This is a genomic window from Bacillus sp. JJ1562, from assembly GCF_036962705.1.
Taxonomy (GTDB): domain Bacteria; phylum Bacillota; class Bacilli; order Bacillales; family Bacillaceae_L; genus Ferdinandcohnia.
Window position 1 is genome coordinate 59,072 of sequence record NZ_JBALOQ010000018.1, and the last position, 21,499, is coordinate 80,570.

Genomic DNA, 21,499 nt, shown 5'->3' on the forward strand with positions numbered 1-21,499 from the left:
TGGTCTCTACTCCCCATTTCGGTAAAAAAACAATAATCTATCTAACAGGCCTTCCTCCTTTTCTTCAATCATCGAGGTAGCCTTCACTGAGGATCCTTCCGGCTCGTCATATTTGTGGTAATTTTGATATTCCTCATTAACCCATATAATACCATAATAAAATAATATCGTGCATCCAGTAAACAGTACGAAAACCTTTAATGTGTCATATACAATTCGAAACCATTGTCTCATCTAGTAATCCTCCAAAAAATCCATTGATATTAGAAGATATGCCAAATTTACATGGTTTTATACACGCTTATCCCAATTTCCGCGAATTCTTTTCCATCCTATTAGATTATGAAAATGAAAAAACCCTTTTCTCGAAAGAAAAAGGGCAGTTTATTTAAGATGTTCTGTTTCCTCTTTTACCTCTTTATCACGACAACGATGACAAATTCCATGGAAAGTTAAACGATGGTCTTTTATAATAAAATTCCAATTTTTTTCAACGATTTCTTCGACATCCTCAAGTAAATCCTCTTGAATTTCATCGACTGCACCACATTCGATACATACGAGATGATGATGAAAATGTGCTGCACCTTCTTGGCGAAGGTCATATCTGGATACACCATCTCCGAAATTTATTTTATCAACGATCTTTAATTCGGTAAGTAATTCAAGTGTCCGATAGACAGTTGCTAAGCCGATTTCTGGCGACTTTTCTTTTACAAGGAGGTAGACATCTTCGGCACTTAAATGATCCTCTTCATGTTCAAGCAGTACCCGAACGGTCGCCTCACGCTGTGGTGTAAGCTTATAACTTGACGAATGCAACTGTTTTTTTATACGATCGATTCGATTTTCCATGTAAAACTTTCCCTCCCTCGCCGTTACTTCATTATTATACCAGAAGAAGGGACACTGTCCAAATAAAATAATTATAAATAACAGAAAATAATTCTTATTATCTAATAACTATTCTTATTTATTAACCACATCAATTATTTCTTTCATCAGGACAGGAGAAGCGAATGCCTCCACAGCTGAAGCCATTAAGATCACGAAACTTACAGCAACCATCAACAGCGAATATCGTGTCAATAACTGTAAAATTGGTTCGTTCATTCGTTTCATAAATTGCTGTCGAATCATTTTCATTGAGAATGCAACAGCAACTGTACCGACTATGATGAATGTTGGAATGATTAATAGATTTTGCGGAAGTACAGAAACAAATGATAAAAGAAACCCACTCCAGCCCATTTGATTGACGAGAAAACCAACCGTAAATCCGACAACAACCCCTTTTAGGAATAAAAGAATTAAGATTATCGGCAGCCCGATGATGGAGATTCCTAAAATCCACATGAGTCCGACATATTTAAGATTATGAAGTATGCTCTGTTTGAAAATATCGGTTGAGTTCGCGTAGGTTCCTTCAGCTACCTCTCCAAAAAATCGACTTAAATAGAAAAAGAGGTCTTCTTTTTGACTGGGATTTAGGCTGTTTACGACGATTGCTCCAAAAATGACACCCATTAGGAATAATACGGAAATAAATAAATATATGGATGAATGTTCACAAAAATGGTTAGCTACGATTGTTTTATATGGCTGTTGCTTTCTCATCTATCGTTCCTCCTATCAATCTTCTAGTAGATTCTATGAGGACAAATAGATTTCTATGACAATTTGCCAAAACTAATTCTATTAATTCGGACATTCATTACGTAGAGAAGAGACTCCTTTTATTTGGAGTCTACTTTTCCGTATTTACCACCACCTCCGGATTTTAGGCGGAGTTTTCCGTGGCGGGCTTGAATGATGATGTCGACGATTTGATCTTTCACCACACGTCTAAGTTCCTCTTCAGGTATTTTATGAAGAATAGCCATTTCTGTTTTAAAATAATCCCATAATTTTTGTAAAGTTTTCGGCCCTAGCCCAGGAATAAATTCAAGCGGAATTTGGTGCACATATGGCGGACGATTTGGATTTGGCTCATCCGTGTTTTTTAACTCCTGCAGCCTATCAAAAACACCTTTTACATATCCTGAATGCCCACAGCTAGGACAAGCCTCTGCCATAACATCCTCGATGATTGTTAAACATTTCTCACAGGTTGTTTTATGATATTTTCCTAAAAGAGGATCTAACCCGTAATTTGCGACAACTTCCCTGCCATCTTTTTGATGGAGTGCAAGTCTAAGTTCTTCAAAGGTAGGCTCTTGCAATTTCATAATTTGATATTCCCTAGCAATTTTTGGAAGAGAATGTGCATCTGAATTTGAAACAAAAGTAAATGAATGCAATTCTTTTATTTGGTCAGCCATATTTGTATTCGAACTCAACCCAAGTTCAATTGCATCAATTAAATCTTCATCAAATACTTCAGTTAAAGATTTTTTCACACCGCGACCGTACATACTTTTGTAGGGAGTGAAGACGTGTGCAGGAATAAAAATACCGGATAACTCTTTAACTTTTCTTTGTAGCTCTCTTCCACTCACATAGATTCTTTGCGAACTCAATGTAATATTTTTCATTCGTTCGGATAACCATGTGGAGAATAGTTTCATTTTTTCGATCGTAGGTAAAAAAGCAAGGACATGGATAGGTCCTTTGCAGTTTTCATCATAGATTTCAAGTTCACTTCCGATTAGGAGAGTGACATTTTTAAAACGCAATCCCCCCTCTTCATAGGGATACACCTCTCCGATTTCGATTAATGCCTCAAGCTCCCTGATGACTTCCGGAACATGACAATCAATTACACCAATCATGTCCATTCCTTTAATTTCAGTGGACTCCTGCAGGATATTTCCAATTGTAAGTGATTTGGCACCTGTGATTTTTACCGGTCTTCCCGAGTTTGTTCTTCCAATATGGATATGTAGGTCAACATAGTAATTGTTCATTGTGGCTTATTCTCCTAATGCTTGTTGTAGTTGTAAATACTGTACCGCATAAGCCGTTTTTGCATCAAATATTTTCTTTTCCTTAATCAATTTAAGTGCTTCGTCCAATGTAACCTCAAGCACATCGACAAATTCATCCTCATCCAAACCGGCTGGATTTTCAATCTTTTTTAAACCCTTTGCGATAAAAAGATGAACTAATTCATCTGCAAAACCCGGTGATGTGTAAAAAGAAATAAGCGGTGTTAATGTTTCACAATCATAACCTGTTTCTTCTTCTAGTTCTCGTTTTGCAGTGCCTTCTGGTGCCTCTCCTTTTTCAAGTTTACCAGCAGGAATCTCAACAATTACTTTCTCCAAAGCTTTTCGGTACTGTTTCACCATCACAATCTTCTTATCATCAGTTAATGCAAGAACGGCAACAGCACCGGGATGTTTGATAAGCTCTCGTCTACTAGTATGTCCATTTGGCAATTCAACCTCTTCTATATGTAAATCTATAACCTTTCCCTCAAAAAGGACTTCCCTACTAATTGTCTTTTCTAGTAAATGATCCATTATAGCCAGCTCCTTGTTCTACTAAATCTAAGTACTTCATACATTTTAGCATAGTTCTTTTCATTTTTTATAACCCCCAAGGAGGTTTACAATGAAAATTGTGATTGGTGAAAATCGGGTAACGTTAGTCGGAAAGGCATGGGAAATCCGTGTAAAGCTGAAGGAATATAGCCGTTCCTATCAAACCGTCCAGGAGTGGATCAATCAAGGAAAGCTGAAACAGGAGAAAAGATAAAGTGAAACTTCAATCAGTGGGGGTTTTCCTCATCCCTCACTGATTGTTAGTTGAGGCCCACATGATGTGGGTCACAAGGACGTTGCACAGGACGTGGTGTACTTAGTCTTTGTTCTTCTTATCGGGCTTTTACAGGCTGTTATCCCCACTTAAACCTCTTCGTTTTCACTAAAGTTTTAAAGTGGGGATGTTACTGCCCGATAATGCGGGATAAACTCACTTGACTACCCCTTCAAATCATTTGTGGTTCTATCATGAAAAGGCTAAAATGTGACTAGATACAATTACAAATTCTGGAGGGGATAGTATGGATAAAAGAAAAATCGGTTCTTCTGATTTAATTGTGAGCAAAATTGGACTAGGCTGCATGTCCATCGGTACGGATGAAAAAAAAGCATTACAAGTCATTGATACCGCTCTGGATATGGGAATCAATTATTTCGATACTGCCGATTTATACGATCAAGGTCTAAATGAAGAGTTCGTTGGAAAAGCCTTGAAATCTAAAAGACAAGATATTATTTTAGCCACTAAAGTTGGAAACCGATTTGAACAAGGAAAAGAAGGCTGGTCCTGGGATCCATCAAAAAAATACATAAAATCCGCTGTTAAGGAAAGTCTACGGCGCTTACAAACCGATTATATTGATCTCTACCAGCTGCACGGGGGGACAATTGAAGATCATATCGACGAAACGATTGAAGCGTTCGAGGAGTTAAAACAAGAAGGTGTCATTCGTTATTATGGAATCTCGTCTATCCGTCCAAATGTGATACGAGAATTTGTAAAGAAATCTTCTATCATAAGCGTAATGATGCAATACAGCATTTTAGATCGTCGCCCAGAGGAGCAAATGCTATCCTTTTTAAATGAACATGAGGTAAGTGTCGTTGCACGTGGACCAGTTGCTAAAGGCATACTCACAAATCGATCAATTGAAGACGCTAGTCAAAGTATGAAACAAAATGGATATCTTGATTATTCCTTTGAGGAGATTGATGCTCTGATTGCTAACATAAAGACAGATGTGTTAGGTAGTAGACCATTAACAGAAGTTGCACTGCAATATTGTTTATTTGAGGATGCTGTTGCTTCCGTCGTAACCGGTGCAAGTTCCACCCAACAAATTATAAAAAATGTTGAAGCTGCAAATGCAAAGCCATTAACAGTAGAAGAAATTCAGAAAATCAGAAAACTTTCAAAGGCTTCGGCTTACACTTCGCATCGATAAAGTGAAACTTCCATCAATAGGGTGGTTCTTCATCCCCTACTGATGGTTAGTTGAGGCCCACATGATGTGGGTCACAAAGACGTTGCCACAGGAAGTGGCGTACTTAGTCTTTGTTCCTTTTATTGGGCTTTTACGGGCAGTTGATTCCCCACTTACTATTCTTCTTGCTACTTCGAAGTTTTGAAGTGGGGATCTTACTGCCCGTTAATGCGGGATAATTCTATAAATTAACCCCACAGAAGAATACTGTGGGGTTTTGGTATTATTTGAAATCTGACCATTTGAGGCTACTATCGTTCAACAGCTCCTCAAATGACTTATTTTTTTCTCGTAGTCTTCGTTCCTCTTTTTGTCTTTCTTGCTCTTCTTCTTGCTTTTTTTGTGCCTCTTCTTTTAGCTGCTGTTGTGTATTTTTTAGCTTAGAAACAATATCCTCATTCAGTAAATCTCCAAGGCTTAGCTTTTCATCTTTCTGCTTTTTAGCAGATGGCTTTTGTTTCTTTTTAGCCATAGTATTCCCTCCATACGTCGACCATTTCACTCTTATTATATCAAAAAAAGCGAATAACCGCTTGGTGGTTATTCGCCAAAGTTGCTCCTAGTATGCTTCAAGTATAACGTCATTATCAATAAGAAGCTTTGGCTCAGTTGAAGTTATTATATCCCCAACTGTAAATCCTTTCGCCACCTCTACTAATTTTAAACCGTTGTCTGTAACATCAATTACAGCACGATCGGTAATAATTCGATTTACGACTCCCTTTCCGGTTAAAGGTAGAGTACATTTTGTTAAGATTTTCGCTTCCCCTTTTTTATTGACATGATCCATAATCACAATGATTTTCCTTGCACCATGAACGAGGTCCATCGCTCCGCCCATTCCCTTAATCATTTTTCCTGGAATCATCCAGTTTGCAAGATCACCTGATTCTGAAACTTCCATTCCACCAAGAATCGCAATATTGATATGTCCACCACGGATCATCGCAAATGATTCAGCACTGTCAAAATATGCTGCTCCCGGAATCGCTGTGACTGTCTCTTTTCCGGCATTAATTAAGTCCGGATCAACATTTGCTTCTGTTGGGTATGGACCAATCCCAAGCAACCCATTCTCTGATTGGAGAACAACTTGTTTATTAGAAGAAATATAATTTGCAACAAGGGTTGGCATTCCAATGCCAAGATTTACATAAAAGCCATTTTCAATTTCTTTTTCAGCCCTTTTTGCAATCTTTTCGCGCGTATTTGTCATAGCCTTCTCCCCTCTTATTTAGATAATGTCAAACGTTCAATCCGCTTCTTTTGTTCTCCTACTATTAATCCTTGGACATAGATACTTGGTGTATGAATCATATTTGGGGCAAGATCGCCAATTTCATAGAGTTCTTCTACCTCAGCAATCGTGACCTTTCCTGCAGCCGCAATCATTGGGTTAAAATTACGGGCCGTCTTGTTATAGATCAAATTTCCCATCTTATCAGCCTTTTCAGCGCGGACCAAGCTAAAGTCAGCCACAAATGCTTCTTCTAGCACATATTCCTTTCCGTTAAATACGCGGGTTTCTTTTCCTTCAGCTATTGGGGTTCCGACTCCTGCAGGTGTGTAAAACGCTGGAATCCCAGCTCCCCCTGCTCTAATTTTTTCCGCCAATGTCCCTTGGGGAACAAGTTCAACCTCAAGTTCACCGGACAAAGCTTGTCGTTCGAATTCCTTGTTTTCCCCAACATACGAACCAATCATTTTAGAAATTTGTTTGTTTTGTAAAAGTAAACCGAGTCCCCAATCATCAACGCCACAGTTATTCGAAATAACGGTTAGATCTTTCGCCCCAGACTCAGCTAATGCTAAAATTAAATTTTCTGGGATACCACATAAGCCAAATCCACCAACCATAATCGTGGAACCGTCATTGATTTCATTTACCGCTTCCTGAAATGAGGAATATATTTGTTTCATTTATACACCCCGCTACTCGATATTTTCAACAATTGTCGCTACACCTTGACCTCCGCCAATACATAAGGTCGCTAATCCGTAGCGTTCATTACGACGCTTTAGCTCATGAATAAGAGTAACCAAAATTCTTGCCCCACTTGCACCAATTGGATGACCCAATGCAATTGCGCCACCATTCACATTTAAAATATCATGGTTAAAATGAAGCTCACGGTCAACAGCAATTGACTGTGCGGCAAATGCTTCATTTGCTTCAATTAAATTCATATCATTGATACTTAATCCGCACCGTTTCATTGCTTTTTGTACAGCTGCAACTGGTCCAATTCCCATAATGCTTGGGTCTACACCTGCATTTCCATTAGCCTTAATTGTAACTAATCCTTTAATGCCAAGCTCATCCGCCTTCTTTTTACTCATCACAACAAATGCAGCGGCTCCATCATTTATTCCAGAGGAATTACCTGCAGTAACTGACCCATCCTTCTTGAATGCTGGACGCAAGCCACCAAGTTTTTCAACACTTGTGCCTGCTTTAGGGTATTCATCTGTATCAAAGACAATGCTTTCTTTTTTTCGTTGTGGAATGACGACAGGCACAATTTCCTCTTTGAATTTACCTGCTTCAATTGCCGCAATCGCCCTTTCCTGACTACGTGCTGAAAAACGGTCCTGTTCTTCTCTCGTAATCTCATATTTATCGCATAAATTTTCAGCTGTAATTCCCATATGATAGTCATTAAATGCACACCATAAACCATCTGAAATCATGCTATCAATCATCTTTTGGTCGCCCATTTTAAATCCATTTCGCGCACCCTTTAAAAGATATGGAGCCTGGCTCATATTTTCCATTCCACCAGCTACAATTACGTCAGCATCTCCAGCGATGATCGCCTGTGTTGCTAAGTGTACTGCTTTTAATCCTGAACCACATACCTTATTTATTGTTATCGCTGGAGTTTCCTGTAATAATCCAGCTTTTATAGCTGCCTGTCTTGCAGGATTTTGTCCCAAACCTGCCTGCAAAACATTCCCCATGATAACTTCATCCACAAGCTTTGGATCCACTCCTGCCTTTTCTAAAGCCCCTTTAATAACGACTGCGCCAAGTTCCGGAGCTGGAACAGACTGCAAACTCCCTCCAAAACTACCAATCGCCGTCCTAATAGCGCTTACAATTACAACATCATTATTCATTTCAACATCTCCTTTTACGTTTACGCTTTGTCTCCAATACCATATATATTTCTAGACTTTTTACGAAATACCTCTTAATTTGTCTAAATTCCTATTATTCTTGATTTTTAGAAAAGAGCTCCACTAGAATAAGAGATAATACTATGTTTTGCTGGAGGGGTGTCGATGCAATTACCTAAGCAAGTCACGATTATTGAAGTGGGGCCAAGGGATGGGCTGCAAAATGAGAAAAGCCTAATCCCAACTGAGGTGAAGATTGATTTTATAAAAAAATTAAAAATGGCGAGCCTTCAAGAAATGGAGCTTACTTCATTTGTTTCGCCAAAATGGGTTCCTCAGATGAAGGATGCTGAAGAAATCATTACATCCTGTATAGATGGTACCAGGAATATTGTTTTGGCTCCAAATCGGAAAGGAATTGAAAGGCTTTACGGCACAAATTGTAAAGCTGTTGCCGTTTTTGTTGGGGTCAGTGAAAGCTTTAATAAAAAAAATATCAATAAAACGACTGCTGAAAGTATGGCGGAACTAAAACCTCTTATTCATGAATTAAAAGAAAAAGGATATTTTGTTCGTGCATGTGTATCTACATCCTTCCACTGTCCGTATGAAGGAAAAGTAGATGAAGAAGATGTACTTCGTCTATGCTCAACATTTGTTCAGTATGGTGTTGATGAATTAAGTATTGCCGACACAATTGGAAAAGCAAATCCAAAAGAGGTTTTCACCCTTTTTTCAAAACTAAAAAAAGAGCTGCCAAACACCTTGTTGACCGCTCATTTTCATGACACGCGAGGTATGGCGCTAGCAAATGTGTTAGCTGCACTTCAAGCCGGAATTGATCGTTTTGACACATCTGCAGGTGGTCTAGGTGGTTGCCCGTTTGCTCCTGGTGCGACTGGTAATGTTGCTACCGAGGATGTTGTGTATATGATTGAGAAAATGGGGATACCAACAGGGATCGATCTTTCAAAGCTTGTAGAGGCTGTTGATGTCATTAAACCTCACCTTACCCGGCCCATTGAAAGCAAATTTTACCGGTTACAATCAGCAAAATAAGAATATTTTCTTTGAAAACTCCACATCCTATCCATGATTTTAAGGAAATGGAGTTGTTATCATTGGCAAAACGTGACAAAGGTCGTTCTCAAAAAGGCAAACCAAATGCTGATACGACAAACAATACAATGGCTGCTGAAGAAATGGAAAAAGCCATTCACCCTACTAACCGTCAAAATTCAGAGCAATAAGAAGGAAACCGTACCAATATCAGGTACGGTTTTTCATATGCTATCTTGGTGCAAAATGGTAAAATTAAATCAACATCAGTTGTAATAGACATTTTTAGGAGGAACGTTTTTCCATGAAAAGAATGAAAAAAAGCTTTATATTCCTTGGAATTCTCATCGGCTATATAGCCACAATTGGAATGATTTTTACAAACATTGTCATGTTTATGAAAAAGAAAACCGATGATGAAATTCTTGAACGTGAATCAAGGGAGGGTCGCCTTACGTTAGATGAGGTTGAGTCTCTAAATAAGGAGGATGTATCCATTCCATCTAAATTTGGATACACAATTAAAGGCTGGCTTGTAAAAGGATCGGATAAAAAACGATTTATTATTATCTCTCACGGTGTGACCCAAAATAAACTAAATTCTATTAAATACATGAAGCTTTTCTTGGGGCGTGATTGGAATGTCCTTATATATGATCATCGCCGCCATGGAGAAACCGGAGGAAAGACGACAAGCTATGGGCACTATGAAAAATTCGATCTTGAATCAGTTGTTTCCTGGGTGAAAGAAAAATATGGAAGTGACAGTACTATTGGTATTCATGGGGAATCGATGGGTGCTGTGACGACTCTACTATACGCTGGAATGATTGAGGACGGAGCAAATTTTTATATTGTAGACTGTCCGTTTTCCGATTTTGAAGCACAGCTGAAATATCTTTTAAAGGTTGATTATAAAATCCCTTCCCCACTTGTTCTTCCTTTTGCAAATGTCTTTCTTAAGCTTCGGGATGGATATAGTATCAAGGATGTTTCCCCCGTTTCCGTGATTCAAAATATCAAAAATCCAGTTTTATTTATTCATAGTGCTAAGGATGATTATATTTTGCCAGAAATGACAATGGAGCTTTATAAAATGAAGGAAGGACCAAAACAGATGCTGATTGCTGAAAAAGGCAAACATGCTTATTCCTTTGCTGATAACAAGGATGCCTATGAAAAAGTGATTGATGATTTCTTAGACAAATATGTAAGGGACTGATTTGTTTTTCGTCCCTTACCCAAGTACATCTGTAATGTCTGTTAAGTTCTCATCTATCCAAGCTAATGCAAGTTCAATCGTTTCAAATTCCTGAACCTCAAAGGTTACCTCATCCTGAAGCAACCATACATCCTTTTGTTCATGGTTTGCCCCTGCAACGGACCAGTGCAAGAGGCTATATGGATGGTTGTCATGTAAAAAGGAAACCCATGTTTTATCTTCTGCAATATTTCGTATTGTTTTAAGCTTGGAACTCATGTACACCACTCACTTCTACTAGCCGCAAACGTGGATTTAGAATCTCATTTGGGCTCTTTAACATATAGCAATTTGCCTGTTCAACAAAATCCACTGTCATATTTTCATCTAAGAACACCATTTTAGATTTTTCTACTAATAATGGTTGGTAATTTGTTTCGAGGGTTAGATCATCCTCGTCCCCAGAGTCTACTAGCCATAATGCCGTAACCCCACTCATCACACAGCCGCAGCCTTCTGTTTCATATTTTAGTTTTAATTTATTATCTTTATTTTTAATTTGTGTGTTTAGTTTTCCAATCGCACGTTCTGTAAATGTGACGTTCATCTAGTTCTCCTCTTTCTTTCATGGTATGATTATTTTAACATATTTCGTTCCCTTCTTCATATCATTACACTGACTCACTGCTTTGCAAGTATTTGGTTTTTAGTAAAGATTACCTTATTATCAATAATAATATGATTACTCTAAGGGGGATTCAGAGATGTCAAAGATAACCATCAAGGTAAATGATAATGGTTCATTACGTATTACAGGCGATGTTGATTTGGTCGACGCGGAAGGGAATAAGTTCCCAACAAAACAAACCTTTTCATTATGCAGATGCGGTAGGTCCAATAATAAACCTTTTTGTGACGGTTCTCATAAAGGTCATTTCGAATCAGTCGTACGCGCTCCAAGAGAATAGTAGTTCAATACCGGATGCTCAAGTAGCGTTCGGTTTTTTGTTATGAAGATTGCCAATTATGATACAATACGGATAAAAGCCTATCGCGGAGGATGAAACATGCCTGATTGGTCGTATCACGGACTCTTTAAACCTATTTTATCTCGCCTTTCTCCCTATCAATCTCGGGAGTTTATCCACCGGGGAATGAATCTGATCGCCTCCATCCCGGGAGGACATCACTTCATTCATTTTCTAGGTAGAGAGGAATCTTCTGAACTTGTAAAAAAAGAAATTCATGGCGTAACCTATCCTAATCCAATTGGACTTTCCGGAAAAATTGATCCGCTTTTAACTGGTTCAAATGCTTTTTCGAATCTTGGATTTGGTCTTATCGAAATTGGCCCCGTGACAAAAGAGCCAACAAAGGACCCTTCACTTCCAATCGTGGATTGGCAAAAACAGCAAATTGATTTTTTCGCAAACTATGAATCAATCGGAATTGATAAAACGATCCAAAAGCTTAATAAGTGGAATCCTAAACAGCCTGTTTGGGCAAGATTAGGTGGAACAAGTGAGGAGCAACAGCATGTAATCACTAGGTTAGAGCCATATGTGGCAGCGTTTGTTACTTCGGTTCCTAATCTTAGTTGGAATACTGACCATCCTGTATATCTGTCTGTTGCAGTTGATAAGGTAAGAGATTTGTCGCTATTTAGTATCCAGTCTACTTTTTCAGGAATTGTGATGGAGAAACCGATTGGGACGTTGGATGACATTTATCTAAGAGAATTGCTAGATTCGATTCACTATTTAAAGACTCACGGTTTTACCCTCCCTATCATTACGGTCGGTGGCATCTATGAACCAGCTGATGCGTTAGCACTGTTCGATGCGGGTGCTAACCTTGTTTTGATTTCAGAGGGCTATGTTTTTTCTGGTCCCGGCCTTACGAAACGGATTAATGAATCCCTTTTACACCAATTGCAGCCAGAGCCTCCACTCCACCCTGCTTGGATTTGGTATTGGCTCTTTGGATTATCCATCTTTATAGGTGGGGTTATTGCGGTTCTTTTTAGCCTGACGACTATTATTCTTCCTTATGATGAGCAGTTTCTTGGAATGCAAAGAGAAGAAATTCTCTTGTTTAATGAACGGGTTCTTTACTTTATGGCTCATGATCGAATGACACTCGCTGGGACGATGATTTCTGGTGGAATCGTCTATATGGCGTTAGCACGATACGGGGTTCGCAAGCATATTCTTTGGGCTAAACAATCGATTGACATTGGTGCCATTCTTGGGTTTTTAGGGATTTTCTTATTCATTGGATATGGATATTTTGATTGGCTTCACCTGGTTTTTTGGCTCATTTTACTCCCAATCTATATCACTGGTTTTATTAAAACAAGACAGCTTAAAGGGACACCAACATCGCTTAATATCCGTAATCATCTGGTTTGGAAACAAAGTTTAATAGGACAATTAGCCTTTGTCATTCTTGGATTTTCATTTGTGTTGGGCGGTATTGTGATCTCATTTATCGGGATAACCAATGTGTTTGTGCCAACTGATATTCTATATATTTGTATGCCACCTGAAATGCTAGATTTATTTAATGATAATTTGATTTCAGTCATTGCTCATGACCGTGCAGGTTTTGGAAGTGCTCTTCTTAGTGTTGGATTTTTAGTACTAACGATTTCTCTTTGGGGATTTCTGCAAGGGAATAAATGGGTTTGGTGGACTTTGCTAATTGGGGGATTTCCTGCCTTTTTTGCGGGAATATGGATCCATTTCGCAATTGGATATACAACCTTTATCCATCTGCTTCCCGCTTATTTCGCTCTTAGTTTATTTTTCATCGGACTTATTATGACGTACCGATTTTTTCATATGGGGAAGGATATTTAACAAACAATTTAGCAAAATATCAAAATGAAGAAAATATTCAGTTTTTAAAAGCAAGTTATTTAATTTGCTAAACAACTATGAATTTGATCGACTAAGATTAGTCCTTCCGTTTACGGAAAATAAAAAAGGACGAGGAGGATACAATTATGATAAGTGATTTAGATTTGAAGCACCTGCGACGTTGCGTTGAATTAGCAAAAACTGCCCTTGAGAAAGGGGACGAGCCATTTGGTTCAGTCCTTGTTTCAGCCGATGGAAATGTGCTTTTTAAAGATCATAACCATGTGGCAGGCGGCGACCATACCCAACACCCCGAATTTGCTATAGCACGATGGGCAGTCAGTAATATGACACTTGAAGATAGAAGCAAGGCAACAGTATATACCTCTGGCGAACATTGTCCTATGTGTGCTGCAGCCCACGGTTGGGTTGGTTTAGGGCGGATTGTTTATGCAAGTTCATCCGAACAGCTGGTACAATGGTTGAGTGAAATGGGGGTTACTCCATCGCGCGTTCGAAATCTTCCCATTCAAGATGTTATTCGTGATGCCATAATAGATGGGCCTGTTCCTGAACTGGCGGAGCAAGTTCGCAGGCTCCATCATCAGTTTCATGCAAAGAAACGCTAAACATATCACACCAAATTTTTAAAAGTCTGCCTCCCACAACACTAACTTGGCCGAGATAGTGTTGTGGGAGGCAGATCTAAAACCCTATTTTCAATTTATTTAAATCACGGTTTCCCCTATTGATAAAACTTTTAATTGTTCCTTCGATAGTTGGCGTTTTTCCCATTCTCGTAGTAAACGCTCTAAGGCTTCAGGCCCTGTGTCATCTGCCAATCGATAAGCACCATAATGCATGGGAACAAACAGCTTCGCTCCTAGTTCGATAAATGCCTTCACACTATCTTCAGGTGAAATATGCGAGTCTGCCATAAACCATTCCGGTTCATAGGCGCCAATTGGCATAAAAACGACATCAATCATAAAACGTGCAGCTATTTCCTTAAACCCAGAGAAAAAGCCTGTATCCCCGACAAAATAAAACGTTTCACTAGTAGTTTGTAATATCCACCCACCCCAATGGGAAGTATTCATATCGTTAAGCGACCTTCTTGTCCAGTGCTGAGCTGGGACAAAGTGAATTTTGATCCCTTCGTATTCTAGCGATTCCCACCAGCTCATTTCACTTACATTTTGATACCCTTTTTTTCGAAAAAGAGACTTCAACCCTATGGGAACAAAATAGGACGGATTTCCTTTTAAATTTTTCAACGTTGGAAAATCAAGATGGTCATAATGACCATGTGAAACGACCACAACATCGATTTCCGGCAAATCTTCCAACGGAATTCCCGGTTCAGTTAACCGCTTTTGAAAACCCATTCGTTTCGCCCATACGGGATCAGTAAGTATATTTAGTCCGTCAAGTTGAAGCAAAAAGGTGGAATGACCAATCCAGGTATATGAAGTTCGGCTTCTATTCTCCTTAATTTCTTGGATCCTTTTTTGAGGACATTGCGGTATATTTTCCGTTAAATCCTTCACTTTACTTCGTCTTTCCTTCTGCCACTTTCTCATATCCCGAAACGTTTTCTTATTCGACACATCATTCAAATTACCATACCTTGTCTTCATAACCACACCTATGGGACAGAGGGACAGGTCCGTTGTCCCAGTCCTTTCTACATGTTGAGTTCAGGAGATAAACTTTTCCATAAACTATAGACTGTTTTTTCGTTTGAATTATAAGGCAACTAACCTCCACTTAAATAAACCATTCATTCTCCCTTTATGATAGCGGTTTTATATACTTAATACCAAGTGTATTATTACAAATTTTGATTTCAATCATTGAGAAGCCATGCAAAAAGGCTTAGAGAAGAAAATTTCTCTAAGCCTTATCTGAAGATTTTATCTCGCTTACATTGTTAATCAAATAATAAAAACTCAGGCAGTTGTTGCTCACGCTTATCGAGCATAATCTGTTCTGGCTTGATGCCCTGCTCACGCAAGACTTCAATGTTCTGCTTAAGGAATTCGTCGCTGCCAACAACATAGTAGAGTCCATCCTTGTCTGCAGCAAGATTTTTCACTTCTTCATAATAGTCTTTACGGTTATCGACGAACTGTGCCGTGAACTTCTTGTCAGGTGCGGATTTAAAAAGATTAGTGAATAAGAAATTTTTTGATGAATCGATGTTCAGGGAATGCATTTGATTGACGTTGTCAGGACGTTTGAAATAATCAAGTACAAGAGGTCTGAAAGTTGCCAGGCCAACACCTGATGACAGCAGGTAAACATTTTTGTCTTCTCTTTTAAGCGGTACATTCGAATGAGTTTTAAATATTGCAACTTCATCGCCGACTTCAAGATTTCTTAAAATTGATTTAAACTCAGAGCACTGCTCTCTGATGCGTGTTGTTATACCGATTGCATTTTCGTGCGGTAAAGTAGAGATTGACATATGGCGAACCAGGCTCTTGTTTGGTTTATCCCCTGCATTGAATCCTTCCAGTCCGAAGTGGGTGTGGGACCCTTCTTCCCATGTAAAGTCTTCAGGACAGTCGAGCAGGTACGTTTTAACCTCAGGAGTTTCCTCAATAATCTTATTTATTTTAGTCCAGTATATTTGCATTGTATATTCTCCTCACTCCATTATATGGATTGTTACTACTTAGTATATAACAAGTGATAATAATTCTCAATTAACAAGATTAATTATTTCAGATAATATATATGATTTAAATAATGGTTCTTAGTAACAAGTACGCACTTTTTTGAGAGAATTAGAGTCTGATAGAGTTATTTGTAGAATTTTTATAAAGAAGTCCCACCAATAGTGGAATATAATTAAGTGAATATGGTTGCAGCCTAAAAACCATATTGGATACGATGTGTGCTTGTGGAGAAAAACTTATCGACTATACAAATAGAGACTAAATTACGATAGTTCCGCAATTTAATCTCTATAAAGTAAACCGCCTTATCGAACTTTGTTAAGCCAATTCCATACATATTGTATTATTTTGATAATGCGATTTTTATATGGGCTAAGTGGTGCTCTTCGTGCCAAGCTAATTTTGTAACTTTTGTCGCAACTGTTATTTTACCATTTTTCTGGTGAGTAAAAACTCGATCTAATTGCTCTTCAGTAAAACTATATCCTAAAGACACGATGCGCTCATTTATACCTTCTAGCATTTTAATAGAACTTTCTATAGGAAGCTTTGTATCTGGTTGAATAGCCCACTTTTCTTCATCAAAAGCTGGTACTGTTGGATTCTCATCTGTTAAAGCCAGTTTCAAACGTTGATACATGTTCAATTGAGAATCTGCAATGTGATGAACAAGTTGACGAACTGTCCAGCTACCATCACGATATGTTCTGCTTAATTCCTCATCCCTTAATGAATCAACCGTTTCCCTTAATCGACTCGTGTAAGTTTCAATTTCTTTTAGCGATTCTTGAATATTTTCTAATGTTACTTTTTCAGGAACCTGTAATCTCCCAATTGGATATCTTACATCCATTTTCAATCCCCTTTTCCTAATCATTATTTTTTCACTTATTTATTATTTCATAATCCTCTTATATTTTAACAAATTTTCTAATTCTCTTATTACGTGTTATATAAGAAAATGGCTTTTTAGCTGAATTAGAAATAATAGTATTACGTAAAAGTCCGATTTTACGTAGTCGTACTTTGCAAGTATTTTCTTTTTTTTGGCAAGTCCTTTATTATCCAAAATAATATTGGGAGATCAAATGAATGAATTCTTCCTCAAGTTCCCCTTTCTTTTTTACAAGAATATACGTTGAAACAGTAGGAAGTTTGAAGAGGTCGAAATATGGTTGCATTAGTCTTCCCTCTATTAACTCACGTTTAACAATTGAGTGAGGTAAGAACGATACGCCAAGGCCTTCCTGAATGAACCGCTTTACAATGTGTGCTTGTGTAACCTTCATCGTTCGGATATGATTTACGTGTTTGTTCAGCTTATTAAGCAAGTTATCCCAATATACTGGATGATGATGAGTAAATACATAATCTTTCTGTAATACTTCCGATGCGTCAATTGGCGGTCCACTTTCTTCATCATATGTATCAGGTGAAATGACGAAAAGAATTGGGTCTTCGTACATTCGGATCGACTCGATATTCTTAAATTTAGCATCTAGTGCTGAAATTCCCAGATGCACGTCTCCATTATCGACGAGTTGTTCAATACTATCGGATTCTTCCACTCGGATGCTGATTTCAACTTCTGGATGACTCTCCATAAACGTTCGTAAAATATATGGTAATATCGTCTCTGCCATAAGTGGTGATATAGCAATGGTCCAGTTTTTACGAAATCCTTGTGCATATGTATGAATCCTATTTACGCTTATTTCCATTTGTTCGACGAGTTGCTTTGCCTCTTTATAAAATAGTTTGCCAGTATCGGTCAATGTAACACGATTATTAATTCGATCAAAAAGCTTCGCACCAAGATATTCCTCTAATAGTCGGATATGGACGGTCACACTTGGTTGAGAAATGATTAGTTTTTCCGATGCTTGTCGAAAATTAGTTGTTTCCGCTGCTACAATAAATGTTTTCAACCACTGAAACTCCACAAAACCCCTCCATATTTAATTAAAAAAGTTAATTGATTCAATACAAAACATTCAATTTATATAATCATATAACAACACTATACTAAAGAAAAGGAGGAGAAAACAGAATGTTTAAAAAAGGATTAAAAGATGTTGTGGCCGTTCAAACGAATATAGCTTCGGTCGAAGGAGATTTAGGAGAATTACGCTACAGAGGTGTTTTAATAGACGAACTTATCCCATCTTATTCGTTTGAAGAAGTAGCATATTTAATTTGGCACGGAGTTTTACCAGACGAAAATGAGCTAAGGAATTTGGAGAGTAAATTAATAATTAGTAGACTGTTACCTCCCCATGTTCTAGCAATCATCGATGCTTTGCCAGCAGAGGTACCATTGATGGATGCTGTACGTACAGCTATTTCCGCATTTGCACATGCTTCCTTTTCTAATGCTCCTATCGAAGAGCAAGCAATAATACTTTCTGGAGCAATTCCAGTAATCGTAGCAAAACATTACCGAAAACAACAAGGTTTACCTACCGTGAATTCTAATCCAAATTTGTCGCACATAGCTAATTACTTATGGATGCTAAATGGGGAGCTCCCAAACGCCCTACAAGTTGAGGCACTTGAAACGTATTTGAAATTAACAATGGAACACGGATTGAATGCAGCTACGTTTTCTGCCCGCGTAACAATTTCGACAGAATCAGACTTAACTGCGGCAATCACATCTGCAATTGGCACAATGAAAGGCCCTTTGCATGGAGGTGCCCCTTCAGGAGTTATTGAGTTACTTGAGGAAATAGGAAATCAAGAAAACATCTTACCAATTATCCAAGAGAAACTCCAGAATGGAGAAAAAATAATGGGTTTTGGACACAGAATCTATAAGACAGAAGATCCACGGTCCTTTCTTTTGAGAGATAAATGTGCCAGTATGGTAGGAATAGATGAGTGGCTAGACTTAGCAGTCGTAGCTGAAAAGGAAATAATCAATTTACTCGCAAAGCATAAGCCTGGTCGGAAACTTTATACAAACGTCGAGTATTATGCAGCTGCAATTATGCGATCTATCGAAATGCCTCCAGAGCTGTTTACACCGACCTTCAGCGTTGCGAGAATCATTGGTTGGACTGCACATGCAATAGAGCAACTGCAAGATAATTCTATTTTCCGCCCTGAATCAGAATATATAGGAACAAAAAGGGCGTTTGCTTAGCTCCGACAATTGCTAGATGGCTTGAAGTCTATGACTGTGGCCGGTGATAAAAAAATGGAGAACCAATCGTTGGCCTTAAGAAGGCGGAAAAAGGGAAAACTTGGTGTGAAGTAGATTCAAAAACAATTAATCGGTTCATGAAAGAAACTAACTATATTAGATAAACGATTTTCAAAGCCCGAAAAGAATTTATTCCTTTGGGCTTTTCCTTAATGAATAACTTACTAATATTCACTTTCAATCTCTCTTATTCGGTTGAACAATTCCTGATTCACAGGAGTTTGCACATTATGTTTCTTACCAAACTCTAAGACAGTCCCACTAAATAAAGCGACTTCACTATAACGCCGTGCCTCGACATCTTGAGCCATCGATGGTTTTCCGTTTGGACCTAATGTACTTAAAACCTTCAACCAATAGTTCAAATCTTTCTCTGTTAAATTCACACCTTCTTTTTCTGAAAGCTCAATCACTTCTTTCATAGCAGCAATCATCATATCTCTTGCAGGGCCATCTTTTTGAACTTCATTATAATTACTTTTATAAACAGCGACCGTTTGGTTAACACCAACATTCAGCATAAATTTGCCCCACTGCCTTTTTGGCATATTTTGATCAACTTCATACGGAACACCGTATTTCTCGAAAAAAGCAGCAACCGCTTTTGTCTTTTCCGAAACAACTCCTGATACCTTGTCACCAATCACAAGCATTCCCATGTTGTCATAAGTCAGTTTATTCCCTACCTTTACTGCATCCATCCCTTGAGCAACACAATAAAGCACTTTATCCATACCATACGCTTCACCAATAATCACTTCACTCGTGATGCCATTTAACGCTGATATAAAAACAGTGTCTTTACCTACATGATTTTTTACTGATCTTATGGCATCCTGTAATCCATTAATTTTCACTGCAAAAATAATTAAATCTGCTGGTTCGCATAGTTCACCTGGTGTGACATAATGAAAATCACAGCGTTCGCCATTACAATATACGCCATATTTTTTATATCGTTCTACACGATGCTCATCAGCAATGATTCTAACATTTTCTTTCGGCAATCTTTTCGCAAGTTGATTCCCGAACAATATACCTAATGCACCGATTCCAATAATTGAGACTGTTTTAATTTCCATAATAAATCTCCAACCCTTTCACATTAATACTATTATAGTAACATGTTTTTCGATATTTTCTTAAATCTCTCTATTAGTCGTTTAGTAGCCTTTAAGCTGGATTTTAAATTATTCCTTGTAACACATTGATATTTCAGTCTAGGTTGACCATTATAAAAAACGCTATCCTGCTGGCATACAAGTCTTCGTTATTCCAATACTTGTTGACATCAAAGGAAGCATTGATATTTTAATACAAATCCTTAAATAACAACAAAAAAGAGACATCAAATCGTCCCAATTTGATGTCCCTTTTCTAATTCTATAATTTTGGACTCGAATACAGAATCCGCGTTACTCGAGTGCTCGTTTCTTGTTTTTCAGTATTCCAATCCTTTGCAAGCATGCCATATACAACATGGTCTACATAATGATCATAAAGCCATTCGTGTTGTCTTATTTGACCCTCGTTCTTAAACCCAAGTCTTTCCGGAATAGATCTGCTTTTATGATTTTCAACTGCTGCACGAATTTCCACTCGATTTAGTTTTAAATGGTTTAAGGCATAATCTGTTAATGCTTTTGCTACCCTTGTCATAATGCCATTTCCTTGGTATTGTTGACCTAGCCAATAGCCGATATAGGCTATTTTATTACTCCAATCGATTGAGTTAAAGCTTGCGACACCCACGATTTCATTTTTATAGACGATAACGGTATGCAATCCTTTATTTTCCGCATAGCTTTTCCTGCATGAATCGATATATGCTTTTGTGTCCTCTACCTTCGTTGTCATATCAAGCCATGGAAGCCATTCTCTTAGGTATAGTCTTGACTTTTCGGTTAGTTCAAAAATTCGTTCGGCATCACTTAACTCTGTTAATTTTAAGGACAGTTCCTCGTCAATTTGGTATACAAACATCATATTTAACTCCATTCTATTCTTTTACCAATTAACTTCTATACTTTAGTCGAAAAATCCTTCTCAAATTAATCGGAAAAGCGCAGATCAACCAACATGTTTACAGGGATATAGTGTGCTTCCCCGAATTTATCGATGATATGCAATTTACCCTGTAGATTATCATAGTGGTGAATGGAGCCAAGGAGGAGTTTGTGGTGTTTCGCCTCATAATGCGTAACGATAATCTCTCTCCCCTCCTCCATCGCCTGACAGAGAATGCCATTCATCTCTTCGATTTGCTGCTCATCTAGTTCTGGCTTTTGCTCATACGTATCTTCTTCAGCCCAATCTCTAAGTATTTTCACATGCTCCGGCAGCATCATCGCTGTCCATTTGATCGTTCCCCGGTCCCGTATCATTCCTTATTACCTTCTT

Annotated in this window: 27 protein-coding genes; 9 read left to right on the top strand and 18 right to left on the bottom strand. The window is 38.2% G+C overall.

From position 1 onward, the window contains the following. Window positions 1–6: 6 nt before the first annotated feature. The 5 genes from V7097_RS12235 to V7097_RS12255 all read right to left on the bottom strand — a co-directional run bounded on the left by V7097_RS12235 (window position 7) and on the right by V7097_RS12255 (window position 3,464). A complete protein-coding gene (locus tag V7097_RS12235) occupies window positions 7–234 on the bottom strand; it encodes a YqzK family protein (RefSeq protein ID WP_335703903.1) in 228 nt (75 codons plus the stop codon). Between the two features lie 150 nt (window positions 235–384). After that, a complete protein-coding gene (gene fur, locus V7097_RS12240; RefSeq protein WP_335703904.1) occupies window positions 385–855 on the bottom strand; it encodes a ferric iron uptake transcriptional regulator in 471 nt (156 codons plus the stop codon). A 114-nt stretch (window positions 856–969) separates the two neighbouring features. Then, window positions 970–1,617: a stage II sporulation protein M gene (gene spoIIM, locus V7097_RS12245; protein WP_335703905.1), complete on the bottom strand. Its 648-nt coding sequence runs from the start codon at window positions 1,615–1,617 to the stop codon at window positions 970–972. 119 nt (window positions 1,618–1,736) lie between these two features. Then, window positions 1,737–2,906: an endonuclease Q family protein gene (locus tag V7097_RS12250; RefSeq protein WP_335703906.1), complete on the bottom strand. Its 1,170-nt coding sequence runs from the start codon at window positions 2,904–2,906 to the stop codon at window positions 1,737–1,739. Between the two features lie 6 nt (window positions 2,907–2,912). Continuing rightward, a complete protein-coding gene (locus tag V7097_RS12255; RefSeq protein ID WP_335703907.1) occupies window positions 2,913–3,464 on the bottom strand; it encodes an NUDIX hydrolase in 552 nt (183 codons plus the stop codon). 91 nt (window positions 3,465–3,555) lie between these two features. On the opposite strand from V7097_RS12255, the gene mciZ reads away from it, so the two are divergent. Then, the gene (mciZ, locus tag V7097_RS12260) at window positions 3,556–3,699 is read left to right on the top strand and encodes a Z-ring formation inhibitor MciZ (RefSeq protein ID WP_335703908.1); all 144 of its coding nucleotides are present in this window, start codon (window positions 3,556–3,558) and stop codon (window positions 3,697–3,699) included. A gap of 307 nt (window positions 3,700–4,006) precedes the next feature. Continuing rightward, the gene (locus tag V7097_RS12265) at window positions 4,007–4,930 is read left to right on the top strand and encodes an aldo/keto reductase (RefSeq protein WP_335703909.1); all 924 of its coding nucleotides are present in this window, start codon (window positions 4,007–4,009) and stop codon (window positions 4,928–4,930) included. Window positions 4,931–5,192: 262 nt separating this feature from the next. On the opposite strand, the gene V7097_RS12270 is transcribed toward V7097_RS12265, so the two are convergent. The 4 genes from V7097_RS12270 to V7097_RS12285 form a co-directional block, all read right to left on the bottom strand. Beyond that, the gene (locus V7097_RS12270; protein ID WP_335703910.1) at window positions 5,193–5,441 is read right to left on the bottom strand and encodes a YqkE family protein; all 249 of its coding nucleotides are present in this window, start codon (window positions 5,439–5,441) and stop codon (window positions 5,193–5,195) included. An 87-nt stretch (window positions 5,442–5,528) separates the two neighbouring features. Beyond that, window positions 5,529–6,185 (bottom strand): 3-oxoacid CoA-transferase subunit B, encoded by a 657-nt coding sequence (locus tag V7097_RS12275; RefSeq protein WP_335703911.1) that lies wholly within the window; start codon window positions 6,183–6,185, stop codon window positions 5,529–5,531. 14 nt (window positions 6,186–6,199) lie between these two features. Then, window positions 6,200–6,889 carry a CoA transferase subunit A gene (locus V7097_RS12280; protein WP_335703912.1) on the bottom strand — a complete coding sequence of 230 codons (690 nt, stop codon included), beginning with the start codon at window positions 6,887–6,889 and terminating at the stop codon, window positions 6,200–6,202. 12 nt (window positions 6,890–6,901) lie between these two features. Then, window positions 6,902–8,089: an acetyl-CoA C-acetyltransferase gene (locus tag V7097_RS12285; RefSeq protein WP_335703913.1), complete on the bottom strand. Its 1,188-nt coding sequence runs from the start codon at window positions 8,087–8,089 to the stop codon at window positions 6,902–6,904. A gap of 165 nt (window positions 8,090–8,254) precedes the next feature. On the opposite strand from V7097_RS12285, the gene V7097_RS12290 reads away from it, so the two are divergent. The 3 genes from V7097_RS12290 to V7097_RS12300 all read left to right on the top strand — a co-directional run bounded on the left by V7097_RS12290 (window position 8,255) and on the right by V7097_RS12300 (window position 10,370). Then, window positions 8,255–9,148, top strand: coding sequence for a hydroxymethylglutaryl-CoA lyase (locus tag V7097_RS12290; protein WP_335703914.1), 894 nt, complete (start codon window positions 8,255–8,257; stop codon window positions 9,146–9,148). 62 nt (window positions 9,149–9,210) lie between these two features. Further along, a complete protein-coding gene (locus V7097_RS12295) occupies window positions 9,211–9,339 on the top strand; it encodes a hypothetical protein (RefSeq protein ID WP_257215705.1) in 129 nt (42 codons plus the stop codon). 122 nt (window positions 9,340–9,461) lie between these two features. Then, the gene (locus V7097_RS12300; protein WP_335703999.1) at window positions 9,462–10,370 is read left to right on the top strand and encodes an alpha/beta hydrolase; all 909 of its coding nucleotides are present in this window, start codon (window positions 9,462–9,464) and stop codon (window positions 10,368–10,370) included. Window positions 10,371–10,385: 15 nt separating this feature from the next. On the opposite strand, the gene V7097_RS12305 is transcribed toward V7097_RS12300, so the two are convergent. Together V7097_RS12305 and V7097_RS12310 are read right to left on the bottom strand one after the other, a co-directional pair. Next, complete coding sequence (locus tag V7097_RS12305) at window positions 10,386–10,628, bottom strand: DUF2552 family protein (protein ID WP_335703915.1); 243 nt, start codon at window positions 10,626–10,628, stop codon at window positions 10,386–10,388. Beyond that, window positions 10,612–10,956 (bottom strand): iron-sulfur cluster biosynthesis family protein, encoded by a 345-nt coding sequence (locus tag V7097_RS12310; protein ID WP_335703916.1) that lies wholly within the window; start codon window positions 10,954–10,956, stop codon window positions 10,612–10,614. Before V7097_RS12310 ends, V7097_RS12305 begins: the two co-directional genes overlap by 17 nt. Before the next feature lie 157 nt (window positions 10,957–11,113). On the opposite strand from V7097_RS12310, the gene V7097_RS12315 reads away from it, so the two are divergent. The 3 genes from V7097_RS12315 to V7097_RS12325 all read left to right on the top strand — a co-directional run bounded on the left by V7097_RS12315 (window position 11,114) and on the right by V7097_RS12325 (window position 13,839). Continuing rightward, window positions 11,114–11,317, top strand: coding sequence for a CDGSH iron-sulfur domain-containing protein (locus tag V7097_RS12315; RefSeq protein WP_335703917.1), 204 nt, complete (start codon window positions 11,114–11,116; stop codon window positions 11,315–11,317). Window positions 11,318–11,416: 99 nt separating this feature from the next. Continuing rightward, window positions 11,417–13,210: a dihydroorotate dehydrogenase gene (locus tag V7097_RS12320; RefSeq protein ID WP_335703918.1), complete on the top strand. Its 1,794-nt coding sequence runs from the start codon at window positions 11,417–11,419 to the stop codon at window positions 13,208–13,210. A gap of 146 nt (window positions 13,211–13,356) precedes the next feature. Further along, window positions 13,357–13,839 carry a nucleoside deaminase gene (locus tag V7097_RS12325; protein WP_335703919.1) on the top strand — a complete coding sequence of 161 codons (483 nt, stop codon included), beginning with the start codon at window positions 13,357–13,359 and terminating at the stop codon, window positions 13,837–13,839. A gap of 99 nt (window positions 13,840–13,938) precedes the next feature. Here V7097_RS12325 and V7097_RS12330 read toward each other — a convergent pair whose 3' ends face one another. From V7097_RS12330 to V7097_RS12345, 4 genes are all read right to left on the bottom strand, one after another. Further along, a complete protein-coding gene (locus V7097_RS12330; RefSeq protein WP_335703920.1) occupies window positions 13,939–14,850 on the bottom strand; it encodes an MBL fold metallo-hydrolase in 912 nt (303 codons plus the stop codon). A 293-nt stretch (window positions 14,851–15,143) separates the two neighbouring features. Then, on the bottom strand, window positions 15,144–15,851 hold the full coding sequence (locus tag V7097_RS12335; protein ID WP_335703921.1) for a dihydropteridine reductase: 708 nt from the start codon (window positions 15,849–15,851) through the stop codon (window positions 15,144–15,146). Between the two features lie 386 nt (window positions 15,852–16,237). Then, window positions 16,238–16,747 (bottom strand): YfiT family bacillithiol transferase, encoded by a 510-nt coding sequence (locus V7097_RS12340; protein ID WP_335703922.1) that lies wholly within the window; start codon window positions 16,745–16,747, stop codon window positions 16,238–16,240. A gap of 208 nt (window positions 16,748–16,955) precedes the next feature. Further along, complete coding sequence (locus V7097_RS12345) at window positions 16,956–17,837, bottom strand: LysR family transcriptional regulator (protein ID WP_335703923.1); 882 nt, start codon at window positions 17,835–17,837, stop codon at window positions 16,956–16,958. Window positions 17,838–17,944: 107 nt separating this feature from the next. Between V7097_RS12345 and V7097_RS12350 the strand changes: the two genes are divergently transcribed. After that, window positions 17,945–19,039 carry a citrate synthase/methylcitrate synthase gene (locus V7097_RS12350; protein ID WP_335703924.1) on the top strand — a complete coding sequence of 365 codons (1,095 nt, stop codon included), beginning with the start codon at window positions 17,945–17,947 and terminating at the stop codon, window positions 19,037–19,039. A gap of 224 nt (window positions 19,040–19,263) precedes the next feature. Here the strand turns inward: V7097_RS12350 and V7097_RS12355 are convergent, their stop codons facing one another. The 3 genes from V7097_RS12355 to V7097_RS12365 all read right to left on the bottom strand — a co-directional run bounded on the left by V7097_RS12355 (window position 19,264) and on the right by V7097_RS12365 (window position 21,483). Next, window positions 19,264–20,181, bottom strand: a complete 918-nt coding sequence (locus V7097_RS12355; RefSeq protein ID WP_335703925.1) for a ketopantoate reductase family protein — start codon at window positions 20,179–20,181, stop codon at window positions 19,264–19,266. Between the two features lie 301 nt (window positions 20,182–20,482). Further along, complete coding sequence (locus tag V7097_RS12360; RefSeq protein WP_335703926.1) at window positions 20,483–21,082, bottom strand: GNAT family N-acetyltransferase; 600 nt, start codon at window positions 21,080–21,082, stop codon at window positions 20,483–20,485. A 68-nt stretch (window positions 21,083–21,150) separates the two neighbouring features. After that, the gene (locus V7097_RS12365) at window positions 21,151–21,483 is read right to left on the bottom strand and encodes a YolD-like family protein (RefSeq protein WP_335703927.1); all 333 of its coding nucleotides are present in this window, start codon (window positions 21,481–21,483) and stop codon (window positions 21,151–21,153) included. Window positions 21,484–21,499 lie beyond the last annotated feature (16 nt).

What these genes read in the sequence shown, in the direction of transcription:
- V7097_RS12310 (WP_335703916.1), bottom strand. Translation starts at nt 10,956, where the DNA reads ATGAACGTCACATTTACAGAACGTGCGATTGGAAAACTAAACACACAA.
- V7097_RS12315 (WP_335703917.1), top strand. Translation starts at nt 11,114, where the DNA reads ATGTCAAAGATAACCATCAAGGTAAATGATAATGGTTCATTACGTATT.
- V7097_RS12280 (WP_335703912.1), bottom strand. Translation starts at nt 6,889, where the DNA reads ATGAAACAAATATATTCCTCATTTCAGGAAGCGGTAAATGAAATCAAT.
- fur (WP_335703904.1), bottom strand. Translation starts at nt 855, where the DNA reads ATGGAAAATCGAATCGATCGTATAAAAAAACAGTTGCATTCGTCAAGT.
- V7097_RS12270 (WP_335703910.1), bottom strand. Translation starts at nt 5,441, where the DNA reads ATGGCTAAAAAGAAACAAAAGCCATCTGCTAAAAAGCAGAAAGATGAA.
- V7097_RS12330 (WP_335703920.1), bottom strand. Translation starts at nt 14,850, where the DNA reads ATGAAGACAAGGTATGGTAATTTGAATGATGTGTCGAATAAGAAAACG.
- V7097_RS12335 (WP_335703921.1), bottom strand. Translation starts at nt 15,851, where the DNA reads ATGCAAATATACTGGACTAAAATAAATAAGATTATTGAGGAAACTCCT.
- mciZ (WP_335703908.1), top strand. Translation starts at nt 3,556, where the DNA reads ATGAAAATTGTGATTGGTGAAAATCGGGTAACGTTAGTCGGAAAGGCA.
- V7097_RS12360 (WP_335703926.1), bottom strand. Translation starts at nt 21,082, where the DNA reads ATGTTTGTATACCAAATTGACGAGGAACTGTCCTTAAAATTAACAGAG.
- V7097_RS12365 (WP_335703927.1), bottom strand. Translation starts at nt 21,483, where the DNA reads ATGATACGGGACCGGGGAACGATCAAATGGACAGCGATGATGCTGCCG.
- V7097_RS12265 (WP_335703909.1), top strand. Translation starts at nt 4,007, where the DNA reads ATGGATAAAAGAAAAATCGGTTCTTCTGATTTAATTGTGAGCAAAATT.
- V7097_RS12355 (WP_335703925.1), bottom strand. Translation starts at nt 20,181, where the DNA reads ATGGAAATTAAAACAGTCTCAATTATTGGAATCGGTGCATTAGGTATA.
- V7097_RS12235 (WP_335703903.1), bottom strand. Translation starts at nt 234, where the DNA reads ATGAGACAATGGTTTCGAATTGTATATGACACATTAAAGGTTTTCGTA.
- V7097_RS12325 (WP_335703919.1), top strand. Translation starts at nt 13,357, where the DNA reads ATGATAAGTGATTTAGATTTGAAGCACCTGCGACGTTGCGTTGAATTA.
- V7097_RS12250 (WP_335703906.1), bottom strand. Translation starts at nt 2,906, where the DNA reads ATGAACAATTACTATGTTGACCTACATATCCATATTGGAAGAACAAAC.
- V7097_RS12350 (WP_335703924.1), top strand. Translation starts at nt 17,945, where the DNA reads ATGTTTAAAAAAGGATTAAAAGATGTTGTGGCCGTTCAAACGAATATA.
- V7097_RS12275 (WP_335703911.1), bottom strand. Translation starts at nt 6,185, where the DNA reads ATGACAAATACGCGCGAAAAGATTGCAAAAAGGGCTGAAAAAGAAATT.
- V7097_RS12255 (WP_335703907.1), bottom strand. Translation starts at nt 3,464, where the DNA reads ATGGATCATTTACTAGAAAAGACAATTAGTAGGGAAGTCCTTTTTGAG.
- V7097_RS12320 (WP_335703918.1), top strand. Translation starts at nt 11,417, where the DNA reads ATGCCTGATTGGTCGTATCACGGACTCTTTAAACCTATTTTATCTCGC.
- V7097_RS12290 (WP_335703914.1), top strand. Translation starts at nt 8,255, where the DNA reads ATGCAATTACCTAAGCAAGTCACGATTATTGAAGTGGGGCCAAGGGAT.
- spoIIM (WP_335703905.1), bottom strand. Translation starts at nt 1,617, where the DNA reads ATGAGAAAGCAACAGCCATATAAAACAATCGTAGCTAACCATTTTTGT.
- V7097_RS12305 (WP_335703915.1), bottom strand. Translation starts at nt 10,628, where the DNA reads ATGAGTTCCAAGCTTAAAACAATACGAAATATTGCAGAAGATAAAACA.
- V7097_RS12285 (WP_335703913.1), bottom strand. Translation starts at nt 8,089, where the DNA reads ATGAATAATGATGTTGTAATTGTAAGCGCTATTAGGACGGCGATTGGT.
- V7097_RS12300 (WP_335703999.1), top strand. Translation starts at nt 9,462, where the DNA reads ATGAAAAAAAGCTTTATATTCCTTGGAATTCTCATCGGCTATATAGCC.
- V7097_RS12340 (WP_335703922.1), bottom strand. Translation starts at nt 16,747, where the DNA reads ATGGATGTAAGATATCCAATTGGGAGATTACAGGTTCCTGAAAAAGTA.